At 64.4% G+C, this 15627-nt stretch carries 10 protein-coding genes; 6 read left to right on the forward strand and 4 right to left on the reverse strand.

Going from position 1 to position 15627, the window contains the following annotated elements:
* Nucleotides 1-19: 19 nt before the first annotated feature.
* Complete coding sequence (locus PW843_16425; GenBank protein ID MDE1148187.1) at nucleotides 20-1567, reverse strand: serine hydrolase; 1548 nt, start codon at nucleotides 1565-1567, stop codon at nucleotides 20-22.
* A gap of 177 nt (nucleotides 1568-1744) precedes the next feature.
* Between PW843_16425 and PW843_16430 the strand changes: the two genes are divergently transcribed.
* Nucleotides 1745-2551, forward strand: coding sequence for a sugar phosphate isomerase/epimerase (locus PW843_16430; protein MDE1148188.1), 807 nt, complete (start codon nucleotides 1745-1747; stop codon nucleotides 2549-2551).
* 179 nt (nucleotides 2552-2730) lie between these two features.
* Here the strand turns inward: PW843_16430 and PW843_16435 are convergent, their stop codons facing one another.
* Nucleotides 2731-3930 carry an IS256 family transposase gene (locus PW843_16435; GenBank protein ID MDE1148189.1) on the reverse strand — a complete coding sequence of 400 codons (1200 nt, stop codon included), beginning with the start codon at nucleotides 3928-3930 and terminating at the stop codon, nucleotides 2731-2733.
* Nucleotides 3931-4432: 502 nt separating this feature from the next.
* On the opposite strand from PW843_16435, the gene PW843_16440 reads away from it, so the two are divergent.
* Genes PW843_16440 through PW843_16450 form a run of 3 tightly spaced genes read left to right on the forward strand, consistent with a single transcriptional unit; the run spans nucleotide 4433 to nucleotide 11178 of the window.
* Entirely contained in the window at nucleotides 4433-7690 is a 3258-nt protein-coding gene (locus PW843_16440; protein ID MDE1148190.1) for a TerB N-terminal domain-containing protein, read from the forward strand.
* Entirely contained in the window at nucleotides 7683-8987 is a 1305-nt protein-coding gene (locus PW843_16445) for an ATP-binding protein (GenBank protein MDE1148191.1), read from the forward strand. The genes PW843_16440 and PW843_16445 overlap by 8 nt, the downstream gene beginning before the upstream one ends.
* Nucleotides 8962-11178 carry a DEAD/DEAH box helicase gene (locus PW843_16450; protein MDE1148192.1) on the forward strand — a complete coding sequence of 739 codons (2217 nt, stop codon included), beginning with the start codon at nucleotides 8962-8964 and terminating at the stop codon, nucleotides 11176-11178. Before PW843_16445 ends, PW843_16450 begins: the two co-directional genes overlap by 26 nt.
* 82 nt (nucleotides 11179-11260) lie before the next feature.
* On the opposite strand, the gene guaA is transcribed toward PW843_16450, so the two are convergent.
* Nucleotides 11261-12823 carry a glutamine-hydrolyzing GMP synthase gene (guaA, locus tag PW843_16455; GenBank protein ID MDE1148193.1) on the reverse strand — a complete coding sequence of 521 codons (1563 nt, stop codon included), beginning with the start codon at nucleotides 12821-12823 and terminating at the stop codon, nucleotides 11261-11263.
* Nucleotides 12824-13052: 229 nt separating this feature from the next.
* Between guaA and PW843_16460 the strand changes: the two genes are divergently transcribed.
* Both PW843_16460 and PW843_16465 read left to right on the forward strand, forming a co-directional pair.
* The gene (locus PW843_16460; protein ID MDE1148194.1) at nucleotides 13053-14096 is read left to right on the forward strand and encodes an alpha/beta fold hydrolase; all 1044 of its coding nucleotides are present in this window, start codon (nucleotides 13053-13055) and stop codon (nucleotides 14094-14096) included.
* Nucleotides 14097-14156: 60 nt separating this feature from the next.
* Nucleotides 14157-14843: a GNAT family N-acetyltransferase gene (locus PW843_16465; protein MDE1148195.1), complete on the forward strand. Its 687-nt coding sequence runs from the start codon at nucleotides 14157-14159 to the stop codon at nucleotides 14841-14843.
* 126 nt (nucleotides 14844-14969) lie between these two features.
* Here PW843_16465 and PW843_16470 read toward each other — a convergent pair whose 3' ends face one another.
* Nucleotides 14970-15554 (reverse strand): GNAT family N-acetyltransferase, encoded by a 585-nt coding sequence (locus PW843_16470; protein MDE1148196.1) that lies wholly within the window; start codon nucleotides 15552-15554, stop codon nucleotides 14970-14972.
* Nucleotides 15555-15627 lie beyond the last annotated feature (73 nt).

Below are 15627 nucleotides of genomic sequence, written 5' to 3' on the forward strand. Positions count from 1 at the left end.
GGGCATCGAACCTGCCCCGTCATGGTTGCTTCACCAGTTCCGCCCACTGGGCGAACTTGAAGGCGTCGGTCTGGATGCCGGTCGGCTGGGGATGGCCGTGGGCCGCCGGGTACAGACCGTGCGTCGGGGCGACGCCACGGTCGTCGGCCTGGGCCAGGATTTCACCGCTGAGGCCATTACCGTGCAGCTTGAGATCCAGGCCGACGACGTAGGGTCGCCGCACACCATCCTCCAGCCCCAGGCTGGCCGACAGGATGCCGCGCAGATAGCCGTCCCTGCTCACATGCGGGTGGTTGACCAGAACCTCCCGCTGGTCGCCCAGCTTGGCGTGGACATCGCCGCCAGCGAAGACGGTCAGGGTGATGGGCAGGTCGCCGGCATAGGTCGCCACCCGGCCCTTCCACACGCCGACCAGATCCGGCCCCGGCGCGAACGGTGCGGATGGCGGCGGGGCCTCATCCGGCGGCGCCTGCCAGTGGGGGATCAGCGTCGCCATGATCTGGTCGGCGATGGTGCCGGGCAGGTCCCAGACCTCGGCATTGCACAGGACGACGACCACCAGCTTTTCGGAGGGGACGACCCTCAACTCGGTCTGCACGCCGGGCATGCCGCCGGTGTGGGCATAGACGGCGACGCCGTCGCGGGTGCTGGTCTCCCACCCCACGCCGTAACCCTTGCCCGGCCCCATGGGCATGGTGGGGCGCAGCATGGCGTCCACCTCGGCGTCGGACAGGATGGCCGCCTGGTCCGGCAGGTGGGTCTTCAGGACGAACAGGCCCAGCCGCGCCAGATCATGGGCGCTGGCATAGATGGCGGAGGCGCCGGCATGGTTGGTCTCATAGGGCGCGATCGGCAGGCCGTCGATGCCGTAACGAACCGCCTGATAGGGCGCCAGCGCCGGCTCGCCCCCCACCGAGGTGCGGGTCATGCCCAGCGGCAGGAACACCGCCTGCCGCAAATAGTCGGCGAAGCTTTGGCCGGCAGCGCGGGCGATGACGGTGCTGAGCGCCCCGTAGCCCAGGTTGGAATATTCGAACCGCTCCCCCGGCGGCGACATCAGCACGCCGAACCGGCGGATGGTCTCGTCCGGATCCGGCGGCGTCCATGGCTCGTTCTCATAGAAGTACTGACAATATTCGGGCAGGCCGGAGGAATGGTTGGCCACCCGCCGGACGGTAGCGCCGGCCGCGTCGCCCACCCGCGCCGTCAGCTTGGCCGACCCCAGATAGTCGTTCACAGGCCGGTCCAGATCGATCTTGCCGGCCTTGACCAGGGTCATCAGCGCCAGGCCGGTCATGGTCTTGCTGATGGAGGCCAGCGAATAGGACGTGTCCGGGGTGGCGGCCACCCGCCGCTCCCGATCCGCCCAGCCGAACCCCTCTTCCCAGATGATCTTACCGTTCTTGGCGACGGCGACGGTGATGGAGGGCACCTGCTGTCCCCCCTCCTGTTCGGTCGCCAGATCCCGGCGGATCGCGGCCCGCACGGCATCGAACGGGTCCGCCAGCGCGGATGCGGAACCGCAGAGAAGGACCAGGCAAATGAAGGCGGCAAGCTGCTTCTGCATCCCGGAAGCCCCCGTCGATCGCCCCGCCGGTGTCGGCTTGGAAAACGCAGGATCGATCCGGGTGGCCCGAGGCACAAGGTCCACTTCCATCCTTTTTCTAAACTCGATTTTAGCCCGCCATCGTCTCCTGGGGGTGGATCATGCCCCTTCCGTCACCCGCCGAAGGAGCCAGCCGCCATGAACCCGCTTTTCCTCAACACCATCCTGCTGGGCGGCACCACCACCGACAAGTTGCGCGCCGCATCCGCCGCCGGCTTCGCGCAGGTGGAGCTGTGGCGGCAGGATGTGGAGGCGTTCGGCGGCACGCCGGACGGGTTGAAGGACGAACTGGCGACCCGCACGCTGGGCCTGACGGACTATCAGGTGCTGCTGGATTTCGACGGCGCGCCTGCGGCCAAGCGCGAGGCCAAGCGGCGGGAGGCCCTGGCGATGCTGGACACCGCCTCCCGCGTCGGCGCCACCACCTTGCTGGTGCCCGCGTCCACCGACGCCGCCTGCGACGGCGCCCGCGTGATCGAGGACATGGCCTGGCTGGCCCAGGCCGCCGCGGCGGGTGGCCTGCGCATCGCCTATGAGGGCATGGCGTGGAGCACGCTTCACCCCACCCTGCCCGCCGCCTGGGACGTGGTCCGGCGGGTGGATGCACCCAACCTGGGCCTGGTGGTCGACGCCTTCCACATGTTCGTGCGCGGCCGCACGGCCGATGACCTGGACGGCATCCCGGCGGGGGCCATTTACCTGGTGCAGCTGTCAGACCTGGATCACGCGGTCGGCCCCGACACCCTGATCGAGACCGCCCGCCACCACCGCCTGCTGCCGGGCCGGGGCCGCTTCCCGCTGCGCGGCCTGCTCGACCGGCTGAAGCACATCGGCTACGGCGGCCCCATCGGGCTGGAAGTGTTCAACGATGACCTCAAGGCCCGCGACCCGATGGTGACAGCGGTGGAGGCGATGGCGGCGCTGCGGCGGGTGTTGTCCGAATAGCCAGTGCCCGTTCCCGCCACGGTCGTCAGTCGTGCAATGGGGATAGCCCGGCGAGTAGCGGCGCGTACGTGGCGAACCGGTGGGATACCAACTCCGTGAAGAGCCGCACGATCGTGTCCCAGGTCGTGGTGTAAGAAGCGCCCGGTCATTTTGGTCTCCGGCGCGTTTGGCCGGGACGATCATGCGGCGACAGTGGGCAGCATGATGGTTGGATCATCGCCGACGGCGGCGATGGTTTCCAGGGTCATGTAGCGACCGCGCTGAACTGCCCATTCATCGTTGATCTCCATGAGGACGGCACCCACCAGGCGGGTGATGGCGTCCTCGTTCGGGAAGATACCGACGACCTCGGTACGGCGCTTGATCTCGCCGTTGAGGCGTTCGATGGGGTTGGTGCTGTGCAGCTTTGCCCTGTGGGCGGCGGGGAAGGACATGAAGGCCAGGACGTCCTCCTCGGCCTCGTCCATCAGGGCGGCGAGCTTGCCGACCTTGGGTCGGAGTTGATCGGCGACCTGGCGCCACTGGGTCCGGGCGGCGGTGGCGTCATCCTGGGCAAAGGCGGTGCCGATGAAGGCAGCCACCACACGGCGGCCTTGCTTGCCGGCGTGGGCCAAGGCGTTGCGCATAAAGTGGACACGGCAACGCTGCCAGGTGGCACGGAATACGCGGGCGACAGCGGCCTTGATGCCCTCGTGGGCATCGGAGACGACCAGCTTGACGCCACCCAGGCCGCGGCGTTTGAGCTTGCGCAGGAACTCTACCCAGAAGGTCTCGGCTTCCGAGGTGCCGATGTCCATGCCCAGGATCTCTCGCCGACCGTTGGTATTGACCGCCACGGCGATGGTGACGGCCACGGAGACGATGCGGCCGTTCTGGCGGACCTTCACATAGGTGGCGTCGATCCACAGGTAGGGCCAGTCGCCTTCCAGCGGCCGTTCCAGGAAGGTCTTAACCCGGCCGTCGATCTCCTCGCACAGCCGGCTGACCTGGCTCTTGGAGATGCCGGTCATGCCCATGGCCTGGACCAGGTCGTCCACCGCGCGGGTGGAGACGCCCTGGATGTAGGCCTCCTGGATCACGGCGGTCAGCGCTTTCTCCGCCATGCGGCGGGGCTCCAGGAAGCCTGGGAAGTAGCTGCCCTTGCGCAGCTTGGGGATGTGCAGTTCCACCGTGCCGGCGCGGGTATGCCAATCGCGGTCACGGTAGCCATTGCGCTGAACCAGGCGGTCGGCCGACCGTTCGCCGTGGCCGGCACCGGTCAACTCCTGAACCTCCAGTTCCATCAGTCGCTCGGCGGCAAAGCCGATCATCTGTCTCAGGACATCGGCGTCTGCGCCCTTTTCAAGCATCACGCGCAGCGCCATCATCGGGTCGGTCATCGTGGTCACCCTCGGTTGGGGATGTGTTGTGGTGACCAAACTCTACCGAAGAACCGCGATGACCGCCCGCCGTGTCAGGCCTTCCAGCCGGCTATGCCGGCCTCCACGCCTGACACGGCGGAGGCGCTCCTACACCACGCAGTGGGACGTGACCAGCCGCTTGGTCTTGCGTGTCTCCCCCTGTGTGAGTAGCCAGAGCGTTCCGTACAGGTGCATTTAAAGGCCACAAAATCGCGAAGGTCGAGGTGAGCCTGACAGCGCATGGGCGCCGTTCGAAGAGCGGGGAATTGGCATCGCCACCAATACTTTCACCGGCAAAATAGCGGGCATGGCGGCCAGATTTGCAACAAAGACGCGCCCTCTACTACCGGTAAGCAACTGCCGGCGGCATAGGCGTTAGAATTTTTCGCTCAAATATCGACGCAGCAGCTGTCAAGCATTGCACAAAATCGCAACTCCCGGTTTATATTCATACCCATTCCCAGTGCGTGATGGGCTTGCAATGCTGCCTTTGATTCAGAGATATGGCGTCCTTCTAGCTTCGATGATCGCCATAGTTTCAGGGATTGGCCTGAACAACGAGGCCGGTGCGGCGCCACCGACCATGGTCCGCCAAGCTCAGCAGGCCCTCGTTCAGCAAGGGTATGATCCGGGACCCGTTGACGGTCACGCCGGCGCCAGAACACATACGGCAATCCAAGCGTTCCAAGGAACCCACAACCTCCCCATGACAGGAGAGTTGGACGCTGAAACCGTCCGCCTCCTGGTTGGACAATCGCCGCAGCCGCCACGTCCACCGGAACCTCGCAAGCACAAGGAAGTGAAGACATCGCTTGCGGCTCCCGCCACTTCTCCCATCAAGGATGCCAAGGCTGGAACGGCACAATTGCCCCCACCTCCCGTCACCGTGAATGCTTCCGGTCCGCCTACCTCCGCGCCCACGCCCATAGCCATATTGGGTGGCTTTGTCTTGGTGCTTGGAGGTGTCGGTTGGTGGTTGCATCGTACCAAACCCTCTCCACTCTCCGCTGTTCCGATCCCAAAAGCACTGCAAGAGCAAGCTCCACTGGCGACATCCTATCTCCGTACCGGACGTCCTGAATCGGAGGCGGATGACCGGTCCGCACCATCACCTTACTCTAGCCAAGCTTATTGCCGGAACTTGGTGGTCAACTTTGGCGCTGGCGCGCCGCCTCATCCCTCCCAAGGCCCCGCGCAGCCAACGGAGATGCCACAGGTCAGCAGCCCTACAGAGCCTTTATTGGCAGGCTCGCCGTTTCCTGACACCGGCGACGGCGAGTCCAACTCGTGCGAGCCCCCACTTTCCCCTGGAGAGATCAACCGCCGAAAGGTGGCGGAAATCCTTGCACGGAAAGCTTTGCTTCAATCCGCCCCTACTTCCGCGCCAGCAACGGAAGTACCGCACCCTATCGTTCCTTTGGCGCCTCTACCGGCACTCCCCACACCTCTTGATCCCGACATAGCTGAGCCTGATCCGCCCGAAGCACCACTTTCCCCCGGTGAAATCAACCGCCGAAAGGTGGCGGAAATTCTGGCTGGCCGACCTTCGCAGGCGCAGGTCAAGTCGGCGCAATCGCCAGCATCCCCCACCCATCAGCAGCATGGCGATATCGATTGGGGCAATCTCGGGATAGCGGGCGGCGCCGCCAAGTCTGAACCAATCATTGAGCAGGCTCCCACTAAAAAAAACGGGGGGTGGGTGCCAGCGGGCAAGGCTGTAACGGTCGCAAGCATTACCGTGTCGGACGGCATGATCTATGTCGGTACACGACTGCCCTGCTTAAGGGGACATGGCACTGAAAATTGCCTCATCAATCCGAATTGGTCCGTCCGCGTGGCAACATCGGCTGCGTCGCCAAACTATTTCCCCGCCTATGAACGCCTCGACCCTGGTCAGCGATACGTTTATTTGCGCTGGCTGGCGGAGGGCCGCCGAGATCCGAATATCGATATTGGCTATGTTTTTCTTTTCTTTTATGGCCTGGAGCGGAGGCTGATTGGGGACGGCAGCACAGAAGACGCGCATGCCCTGATCAATGAAGTTGAAAGACTGCGCGGCATTTATGGCCACAACCCTTCATTCTCGCGGTATGCAGCGGAACTCCTGGGTGTCGCGCGCCTGACTCTTCAAGGTCAGACGAATGCGCCACCTGAGCTTACGGACCGTAACTGGGAAATGCCACTCGCTCTGAAGGTCGGCTTGGGCGGCCGTGTCGCGGCCGGAGAGCCGCTTTCAGGTGAATGGATGCTGGCCTGGCTGCACTGTGATCCAGAGTTGGTTTGGAGGACACCGGCAAGTCGGGCGGCGGATACCTTCAAGATCCTTTTCCTGAAGCGGTTTTCCCAAAGTTTTCCCAACGGCCTTACGGTGAAGCCGCCCAAACGCATGCTTCAACCATCTTATCGAGCGTGCAGTGGCACGTTCAGCGTCACGATCACCGTTCAGGTAAATGATAAGCCGCTGGTGCTGCCGGACGTGTCAGTGTTAACGGCACCGCTCACCAAGGTCAGGCCCATCGCGGAAGCGTGCATGACTGATCTTGATAGTTACAGCCGCTTCCTGGGCAAGACGCCGGAACGGCGTGACGGCGTGGAGGCATATGCCCTCCTGCCCCTGGACTTACGTGACGCGCCTCCCCCGGCCGTCCGCGATTTAATCACGTGGCTGGAGCACACGGTCGTTGGATCGGCAGTCGTGGTTCCGGTAGACGAGCTGACTCAACGCATTGTCGGCAGCACCATCGAGAAGCCCGCCAAGCGCGACATGCAAGTGTTGAGTAGCACCTTGAAGAGCTTCGGATTCGGTATGGAGCCCGACCCCGACTATGGCGGCCGCACGCTGCGGACGGAAGAACCTGTCGCTCTTTTTCGCCTTGGCGATACACCGCCTGTCGCTCCATCGCCTGCGTACAGCGGAGTGCTGCTGCGTCTCACATTGGCCGTGCTGATAGCACATGCCGATGGTGCGGTTGCGGAGGAGGAGCGCATGCTTCTCTCCAGCCATATTGGCGACACACCGGACCTTTCAGACGCGGAACAACTGCGGCTTATCGCGCATCTGTCCTGGCTTATTGCGTGCCCGCCGGAGCTCACATCCTTGAAGGGCCGCATCAAAACGTTGTCGGCACCGGAGCGGGAGGCCGTCGGCCAACTCGCCATCGCCGTGGCATCGGCCGACGGCCTCATCGAGCCAAGGGAAATCAAGCTCCTGCAAAAGCTGTTCAAGGCCTTGGAGATGGACCCGGAAGCGGTGTTCTCTCATCTGAACGCGCTTGGAACTTCCGCGAGGACTTACCCAGCAAGTACTGCTTCGACGGGGCGCCCCGATGTGGTGCAATTGGACCCCGACCGGATCCGCAGAATCCAGGCCGACACCGCCAGGGTATCGAATGTACTGGGAGCGATCTTTGCGGATGAAGTGACCGTGCCTGAAGTTCCGTCACAGGCTGAAGTCACCGACAAGGCCGATGAAGGGGATGACCTGTTCGTTGGCCTTGCTCCGCCGCATCGCGAGCTATTGATCGAGTTGCTCGCGTCCCAAACATGGGCACGCGCCGATTATGAGACTTTGGCCCGGTCGCTTGATCTGATGCCCGATGGCGTTCTGGAAACGATCAATGAATGGGCATTCGATCAATTCGACGAACCCATCCTGGAAGACGGCGATCCGCTGATCGTCAACAGCACCTTATTGCAGTTTACCCCTCATTCCGAACTGGAGCCTGCCCTCAATGCCTGAACCCACCCGAATCAAACCCAAGGACCGGGATCTCATTCTTCAGGCCTTGCGCGCCGGCGTGGTTCCACGGCTTGGACTACAACACATTCAAGTTGGGCGAGCCCGCGAGGTCGAGGAAATGGTCCGAGACGTAGAACGGATCGGCCAGGGCGGTGCCGCCATCCGCTTCGTTATTGGCGAGTATGGCACGGGCAAAACCTTTTTCCTGAACTTGGCCCGCCTGATCGCGCTGGAGAAGAAGCTGGTCGTGATCAACGCCGACCTCGCCCCCGACCGCCGACTGCACGCGAGTGGGGGCCAAGCACGCAGCCTGTACAGCGAACTTCTCCGCAACATGGCCACCCGGACGCGGCCGGAAGGCGGCGCGCTCGCCAGTGTCGTGGAGCGCTTTATTGGTGATGTCCACAAGGACGCCAAGGCCGGCGGCCATAGCGTCGAGGACCTTGTGCAGGAACGTCTCGCCCCCTTGCAGGATTTAGTGGCGGGTTACGATTTCACCACGGTCCTGACCCATTACTGGCGCGCATCGGAAGACGGCAACGAACCAGGCAAGGCCGCAGCGCTCTGCTGGTTGCGGGCGGAGTATTCAACCCGCACCGAGGCGCGGCAGGCCCTGGGCGTGCGCGACATCATCGACGACGCCAGCTTTTATGATTATCTGAAGCTGCTAGCCCGTTTCGTCACCATCGCTGGGTATGACGGGCTGCTGGTGGTCTTGGACGAGATGGTCAATCTCTACAAGCTAACCAGCGTCCAGGCTCGTTCGTCCAACTATGAGCAGATTCTGCGCATTCTGAACGACGTACTTCAGGGTTCGGCCGAGAATGTCGGTTTCCTGCTTGGCGGCACCCCGGAGTTTCTGATGGACCCGCGGCGGGGCCTCTACAGCTACCCTGCCCTACAGTCTCGCTTGGCGGAAAACCGCTTTGTCCGGGATGGCCTGGTCGACCTGAGCGGCCCCGTCATCCGCCTGCAGAACCTGATGCCCGAAGATCTCTACGTTCTGCTGCGAAATTTGCGCCATGTACACGCCGGGGGCGATCCGGCGCGGCACGCCGTGCCGGATGAAGCGCTCACGGCTTTCATGAACCATTGTTCCTCGCGCATCGGGGACGCCTATTTCCGGACGCCACGCAATACCGTGACCGAATTCGTGAGCCTGCTCTCCGTCCTTGAACAGAACCCCGGAACGCCGTGGCAGTCCTTGCTGGGTACAATAATGCCGGCAATCGATGTCCCCCCGCCCGATACCATTCCCGACGGCGATGACGATGACCTCACTTCCTTCAAACTCTGATCCCTTTGCCCTGCTGCATCCAAGCATCCGGCATTGGGTTTGGCGGCAAGGATGGGGTGATTTGCGGCCGGTGCAGCGAGCAGCCATCCCGTCCGTCCTTGAAGGTGGGCGCGATGTCATCATTGCAGCGCAGACTGCGGGCGGCAAGACGGAGGCCGCTTTTCTGCCCTTGCTGTCACGTATCGTGGATGAGCCGGCCGGAGGCTTTCGCATTCTCTATGTCAGCCCTTTAAAAGCCCTCATCAACGATCAATTCCGCCGTCTGGATGCCTTGTGCGAAGCTTTGCAAGTACCGGTATTCCGATGGCATGGCGATGTGTCCGCCGCGCAAAAGTCAAAAGCGCGGCAGCAGCCAGCGGGTGTCCTGTTGATCACCCCTGAATCCCTGGAAGCCACCTTCATCCGTCGCGGGCCGGAGATGGCCCGATTGTTTGGTGCGCTTGACGCCGTCGTCATCGATGAACTTCACGCTTTCATCGGAACGGCCCGCGGCCGGCAATTACAGTCGCTTTTGCATCGGCTTGAGATCGTCGCGGAACGGCGTGTCACTCGGGTCGGTCTATCCGCGACGCTGGGGGACTTGAGACTCGCTGCCGAGTTTCTTCGCCCGGGCCAAACCGAAAACGTTGTCCTGGTCGAGGACCGATCAACTGAGCAAGAGCTCCGCCTGCAACTGCGGGGTTATGAACTACGCGAGAAGCCCAAAGTATCGCCCAGGGGAACTGAGGTCGAAGACGTTGATGCTGCCGTACTGCGGGAAATCGGCACGCATCTGTTTCGGGTTCTTCGGGGGGGGCGCCATCTGATATTCGGCAGCAACAGAAGCAACGTCGAGGAGTTGTCCGACCTGCTCCGTTCCTTATGTGAACAGGAGGGCGTCCCCAACGAGTTTTTTCCACATCATGCCAATCTATCGCGCCAGCACCGGGAATTCGTCGAGGAACGATTGCGGGAGGGGCCTTTGCCCACCACAGCAATTTGCACTTCCACTTTGGAATTGGGCATCGACATTGGTGATGTCGGGAGTATCGCGCAGATCGGTCCACCCTGGTCGGTGGCCAGCCTGCGCCAGCGGATGGGACGGTCCGGGCGGCGTGATGGCCAGCCCGCGATAGTGCGTCTTTATGTAACGGAAACTGAATTATCGCCACGGACGGCACCGCTGGACGCCCTACGTTGTGCCCTGGTGCAAGCGACCGCTATGGCACAGGCGCTGCTGAACCAATGGGTTGAGCCACCGCGTCCAAGCGTGGTGGACTTATCGACGCTGGTGCATCAGACCTTGGCGCTTATTGTCGAACGGGGCGGCGTACACGCCCGCTTCGCATGGGAAACGCTCTGTAAGAATGGCCCCTTCAGCCTCGTGCCGGGGCCCCTTTATGCCGATCTGCTACGGGCCCTGGGGAGACCCGATAGGGCACTGATCGAACAATCACCGGACGGCACGTTGCTGCTGGGTCAAGTTGGAGAACGTCTGGTCGATCATTATGATTTTTACTCGGTGTTCAAAAGCAGTGAGGAATACAGGGTAGTGCATGCGGGCACGACGCTGGGGACCCTTCCTGTTATCAACCCGCTAACTGAAGGGATGACGATCATTTTCTCCGGTCGGCGGTGGCGTGTAATGGCAGTGGTCGCGCAGGAGAAGTTAATCGAAGTGCTGCCTTCTGCTGCGGGCCGCCCGCCCGCCTTCGCCGGTGGGGGCGGAGACCTTCATGACACCATTGTTCGAGAAATGCGGGAGATCTATCGCACTGACGCTGTTCCAACGTTCCTCGATACATCTGCCAAGACGTTACTGGCCGAGGGCCGCGCCACTTTTTCCCGGCTGGGGCTCGATCATTCAAGCGTGATTGCGATAGAGGGTGAGGTTTGGCTCTTCCCTTGGGTGGGAATGCTCCAGCTTGGAACACTGGCCTTGGCGTTACGCAAGCGTGGCCTAGATGCCAATCCACGTGGCATCGCGATTGAAATTTCTGATGCGTCAGTCAGGAACGTCATCGCGGCATTACGCGAAATAGCGTCTGCCCCCGCCCCCGTAGCGATGGAACTCGCCGCGTTCAGCGGGGCACGGTCGATAGGGAAGTATGATGATTATCTGACCGATCCCTTGCTGATCCAGTCATATGCCAGTCAATGGATCGATACGACCAATCTTCCCGGTATTGCCGCTGCGGTCCTGTCGGGATAGACCGCCTGACCGGCGGTCATCCGCAATTCCACACCGCCAGTATTTTAGTTCCCAAAATATTCCATGCGGAAATCGCCGCCCCTCACTCCCACTCAATGGTCCCCGGCGGCTTGCTGGTGATGTCGTAGGTCACGCGGTTGATGCCGCGCACCTCATTGATGATGCGGGTGGCCACGCGGCCCAGGAACTCGTGTTCGAAGGGGTAGTAGTCCGCCGTCATGCCGTCGACCGAGGTCACGGCGCGCAAGGCGCAGGCGTAGTCGTAGGAGCGGCCATCGCCCATCACGCCGACGGTGCGCACCGGCAGCAGGACGGCGAAGGCCTGCCAGATCTTGTCGTACAGGCCGGCCTTGCGGATTTCGTCCAGGTAGACCACGTCGGCCTTGCGCAGGATGTCCAGCTTCTCCGGCGTGATCTCGCCAGGGATGCGGATGGCCAGGCCGGGGCCCGGGAAGGGGTGGCGGCCGATGAAGGCGGGGGGCAGGCCCAGTTCCACGCCCAGGCGGCGCACCTCGTCCTTGAACAGCTCGCGCAGCGGTTCCACCAGCTTCAGGTTCATGCGTTCCGGCAGGCCGCCCACATTGTGGTGCGACTTGATGGTGACGCTGGGGCCGCCGGTGAAGCTGACGCTTTCGATCACGTCGGGGTAGAGCGTGCCCTGGGCCAGGAAACCGGCGCCGCCGATCTTCTTCGCCTCGACGTCGAAGATCTCGATGAAGGTGGCGCCGATGGTCTTGCGCTTCACCTCCGGATCGCTGACGCCGGCCAGCTTGCCCAGGAACAGGTCGGCCGCGTCCACGTGCACCAGCGGGATGTTGTAATGGTCGCGGAACAGGGTCACGACCTCATCCGCCTCGCCGGCGCGCATCAGGCCGGTGTCGACGAAGATGCAGGTCAGCTGGTCGCCGATGGCCTCATGGATCAGCACGGCGGCCACCGAGCTGTCGACGCCGCCGGACAGGCCGCAGATAACCTTGCCGGTACCGACCTGGGCGCGGATCTTCTCGATGGCGGCGTTCTTGAACGCGGCCATGGTCCAGTCGCCCGACAGGCCGGCGACGGCGAACAGGAAGTTGGCGATCAGGGCGGAGCCATGGGGGGTATGCACCACCTCCGGATGGAACTGCACGGCGTAGAAGCGGCGGGCGTCATCGGCGATGATGGCGTAGGGCGCGCCCTCGCTGGTCGCGACGATGCGGAAGCCTTCGGGCAGCTGGGCGACGTGGTCGCCATGGCTCATCCACACCTGCTCGCGCGCGCCGACCTGCCACACGCCTTCGAACAGGGCGCAGGGCTCCTTCACGTCGACGAAGGCGCGGCCGAACTCACGGGTGTCGCCCAGCACCACCTTGCCGCCCAGCTGTTCGCACATGGTCTGCTGGCCGTAGCAGATGCCCAGCACGGGCACGCCGGCGGTGAACACGATCTCCGGCGCACGCGGGCTGCCGGGCTCCGTCACCGAGGCCGGGCTGCCCGACAGGATGATGGCGCCGGGGTTGTAGGTCTGGATGGCCGCTTCCGCCATCGAGAACGGGTGGATTTCGCAATAGACCCCGGCCTCGCGCACACGGCGGGCGATCAGCTGGGTCACCTGCGACCCGAAATCGAGAATCAGAACCCGATTGGAGGTCGTCGGCGTTGCCATGGCTTCATCCATATATGTGGGGTTTCGCGAGTGGCCGCACGCTAGTCCAAGCGCCTTTGGACGGCAAGCGCCGGACGGGCAAGGGCACCCCGCGCCGGACGCGGGCTGGACCCACGCCAGCATATGGGCACGGGGGGCAAGGCGGGACAGCCCATGGACATTGATTTGTTATTTTGCTAACTAACGAACTACGTGCATACGTCCGCACCACTGAAGGAGCATCCGTCCCGTGATCGCGTCCCTGACCCGTCGCCTGCCCCACCTCATCGCCGCAGCCTTGCTGGCCCTGGCGTCCTTACTGGCCCCTCTGCCCGGCCAGGCGCAGGCCGTACCGCCCACTGAAAGCGACCTCACCCTGGACGGCGGCATGGGGGACGGCGGCGCGACCTTGGGAGCCCTGCACGGCACCCTGATGATCCCCGACGGTTGGGCGGGCGGCCCGGCGGTGGTGATCCAGGCGGGTTCCGGCCCCACCGATCGCGACGGCAACAGCCGCATCCCCGGCGTCCATCCCGACACCCTGAAGCTGATCGCCCAGGGCCTGGCCACCCACGGCATCGCCAGCCTGCGGGTGGACAAGCGCTGCATCGCCGCCAGCGCCGGCGCCTGCCCAGGGGAAGACAAGCTGCGCTTCACCACCTATGTCGATGACATGGCCGCCTGGGCGCGCCTTATCACAAAGCAGCCCAAGGTGGGCTGCGTCCTGCTGCTGGGCCATTCCGAGGGCGCCACCATCGCCACCCTGGCGGCCGCGAAGCTGGCGGTGGACAAGGCGCCGGTTTGCGGCGTGCTGTCCCTGTCCGGCAGCGGCCGGCCCTTTGGGCAAGTCCTGATCGAGCAGATGAAGGCCAGCGGCGCCCCACCCGCCCTGGTGGAAAAGGCGGCATCCATCGAGGCGTCCCTGGCCGGCGGCCAGACGGTGGCGGATGTGCCGCCCCCCTTGCAGGCCATGTTCCGCCCGGCCGTCCAGCCCTACCTCATCTCCATGATGGCCTTGGATCCGGCCAAGGGGGCGGGCGCCCTGACGGTGCCGCTGCTGATCCTTCAGGGCGAGACGGACCTGCAGGTGTCGGTGGCGGACGCCCGCCTGCTGGCCCAGGCGCAGCCGGCGGCCACCCTGGCCCTCATCCCCGGGGCCAACCATGTGCTGAAGACGGCGCCGGCCGACCGCCCGGCCAATCTGGCGACCTATGCCGACCCCACCTTGCCGCTGGCGCCCGGGGTGATGGACGCCATCACCGGCTTCATCGCCACGGCGGTGGCCCGGCATTAGCCCCTTGCGCTGGCGGGGCGGCACCCCCATTCAATGGGAAACACCCTGGGGGCACCCGTCTTGGCTGATCTGACTTTGCTGGACAATCCCGTCTGGAACGCCGTGACCACAGCCCACCAACCCCTGGGGCAGGTGCACGGCCGGGCCGCCCGCTATCAGGAGCACATCTCCCCCCTCGCCGGCCTGGCGGAACCGTCGGCCGCGGCCTTGGCCGATCTGGCGACCCTGGTACCGGCCGGCCACACCATCGGCCTGGTCAGCCCGACGGCCCTGGACTTCCCCGCCCAGGATTGGCAGGTGCTGCGCGCGCGGGAGGTGGACCAGATGGTGTGCCAGGACCCGCCCCCGCCGCCGCCCGTGCCGCTGCTGCCCCTGGGCACCGCCGACGTGCCCGACATGATGGATCTGGCGGCACGGACGGAGCCTGGCCCCTTCCTGGAAGGCACCATCCGCATGGGCGCCTATTTCGGCCTGCGCAGCGGGGACGGCCGGTTGATGGCCATGACCGGCCAACGCATGCACCTGCCCGGATTGCGGGAGATCAGCGCCGTCTGCACCGATCCGGATTTCCGGGGCCGGGGACTGGCCCAAACCCTGGTCGCCGCCGTGGCCGTGGGCATCGCCACCGAAGGCAAGACGCCCTTCCTGCACGTGAAGACGGAAAACGAAGCCGCCAAGAAAATCTATGAAAAGCTGGGCTTCCGCGTGCGGCGGTCGGTGCATTTCACGGTGCTGCGGCGGCTTTGAAGACGCGCGCCAGCGCTAGGCCACGACCGTGGCCGCCGCAGATTTCTGGGGAGCGAAGCGGACTGGAAATCGAGGATAAGCCAAGGCGCGGATGCGCCGCCGGCGTTTGAGGCAAACGAAAGGCCCTCACCCCTCGCTGTACGACGACAGCCGCGCCAGCGGCGCCAGGTCCAGCCAGCCGTAGGCGACCTCGGTCAGGCGGGTGCCGGCGAAGGTGATGGGTTGTTCCGCCAGGCGGGTGCCGCCCAGGCGCTCGTAGAACCAGCGGGCGGGATTGTCGCGCAGCACCCAGACGCAAGCCGAACGCATGCCGCCGGCCAGCAGTTCCGTGGCCATGGTGGCCATCAGGCGGCGGCCATGGCCCTGGTTCTGGGCGTGGTCGTACAGGTAGATGGCGTAGAACTCGCCCTCATACCCGCGCATGTCGGTGCGCTGGGGACCGCAGGTGGAGAAACCCACCACGCCCGTGGCCGGCAGGCCGTCGGCGGCGATATTCTCCCCGATGGCGACGAAGGTGCGGCGCTGGCGGCCGTTCAGCAGACCCTGCCAGCGGGCGGCGTGCGCCTCGGGCGACAGGCCCACCAGGTACTGGTCGGGCAGTTGCCCCGGATATGTGCTGCGCCAGCTGGCGACATGGACGCGGGCGATGGCCGCGGCGTCCGCCGCGGTGGCGGGCCGCACCAAACCGATTTCCGCCGGACCGTGAGCCATGGGCCGCCCCTCGTTCCCGTTACCATGGGCATCATCCTGCCGCAGAACGGGGCCGCCCGCCAGGGGCGGCGCA

This window comes from Azospirillaceae bacterium (assembly GCA_028283825.1).
Taxonomy (GTDB): Bacteria; Pseudomonadota; Alphaproteobacteria; order Azospirillales; family Azospirillaceae; genus Nitrospirillum.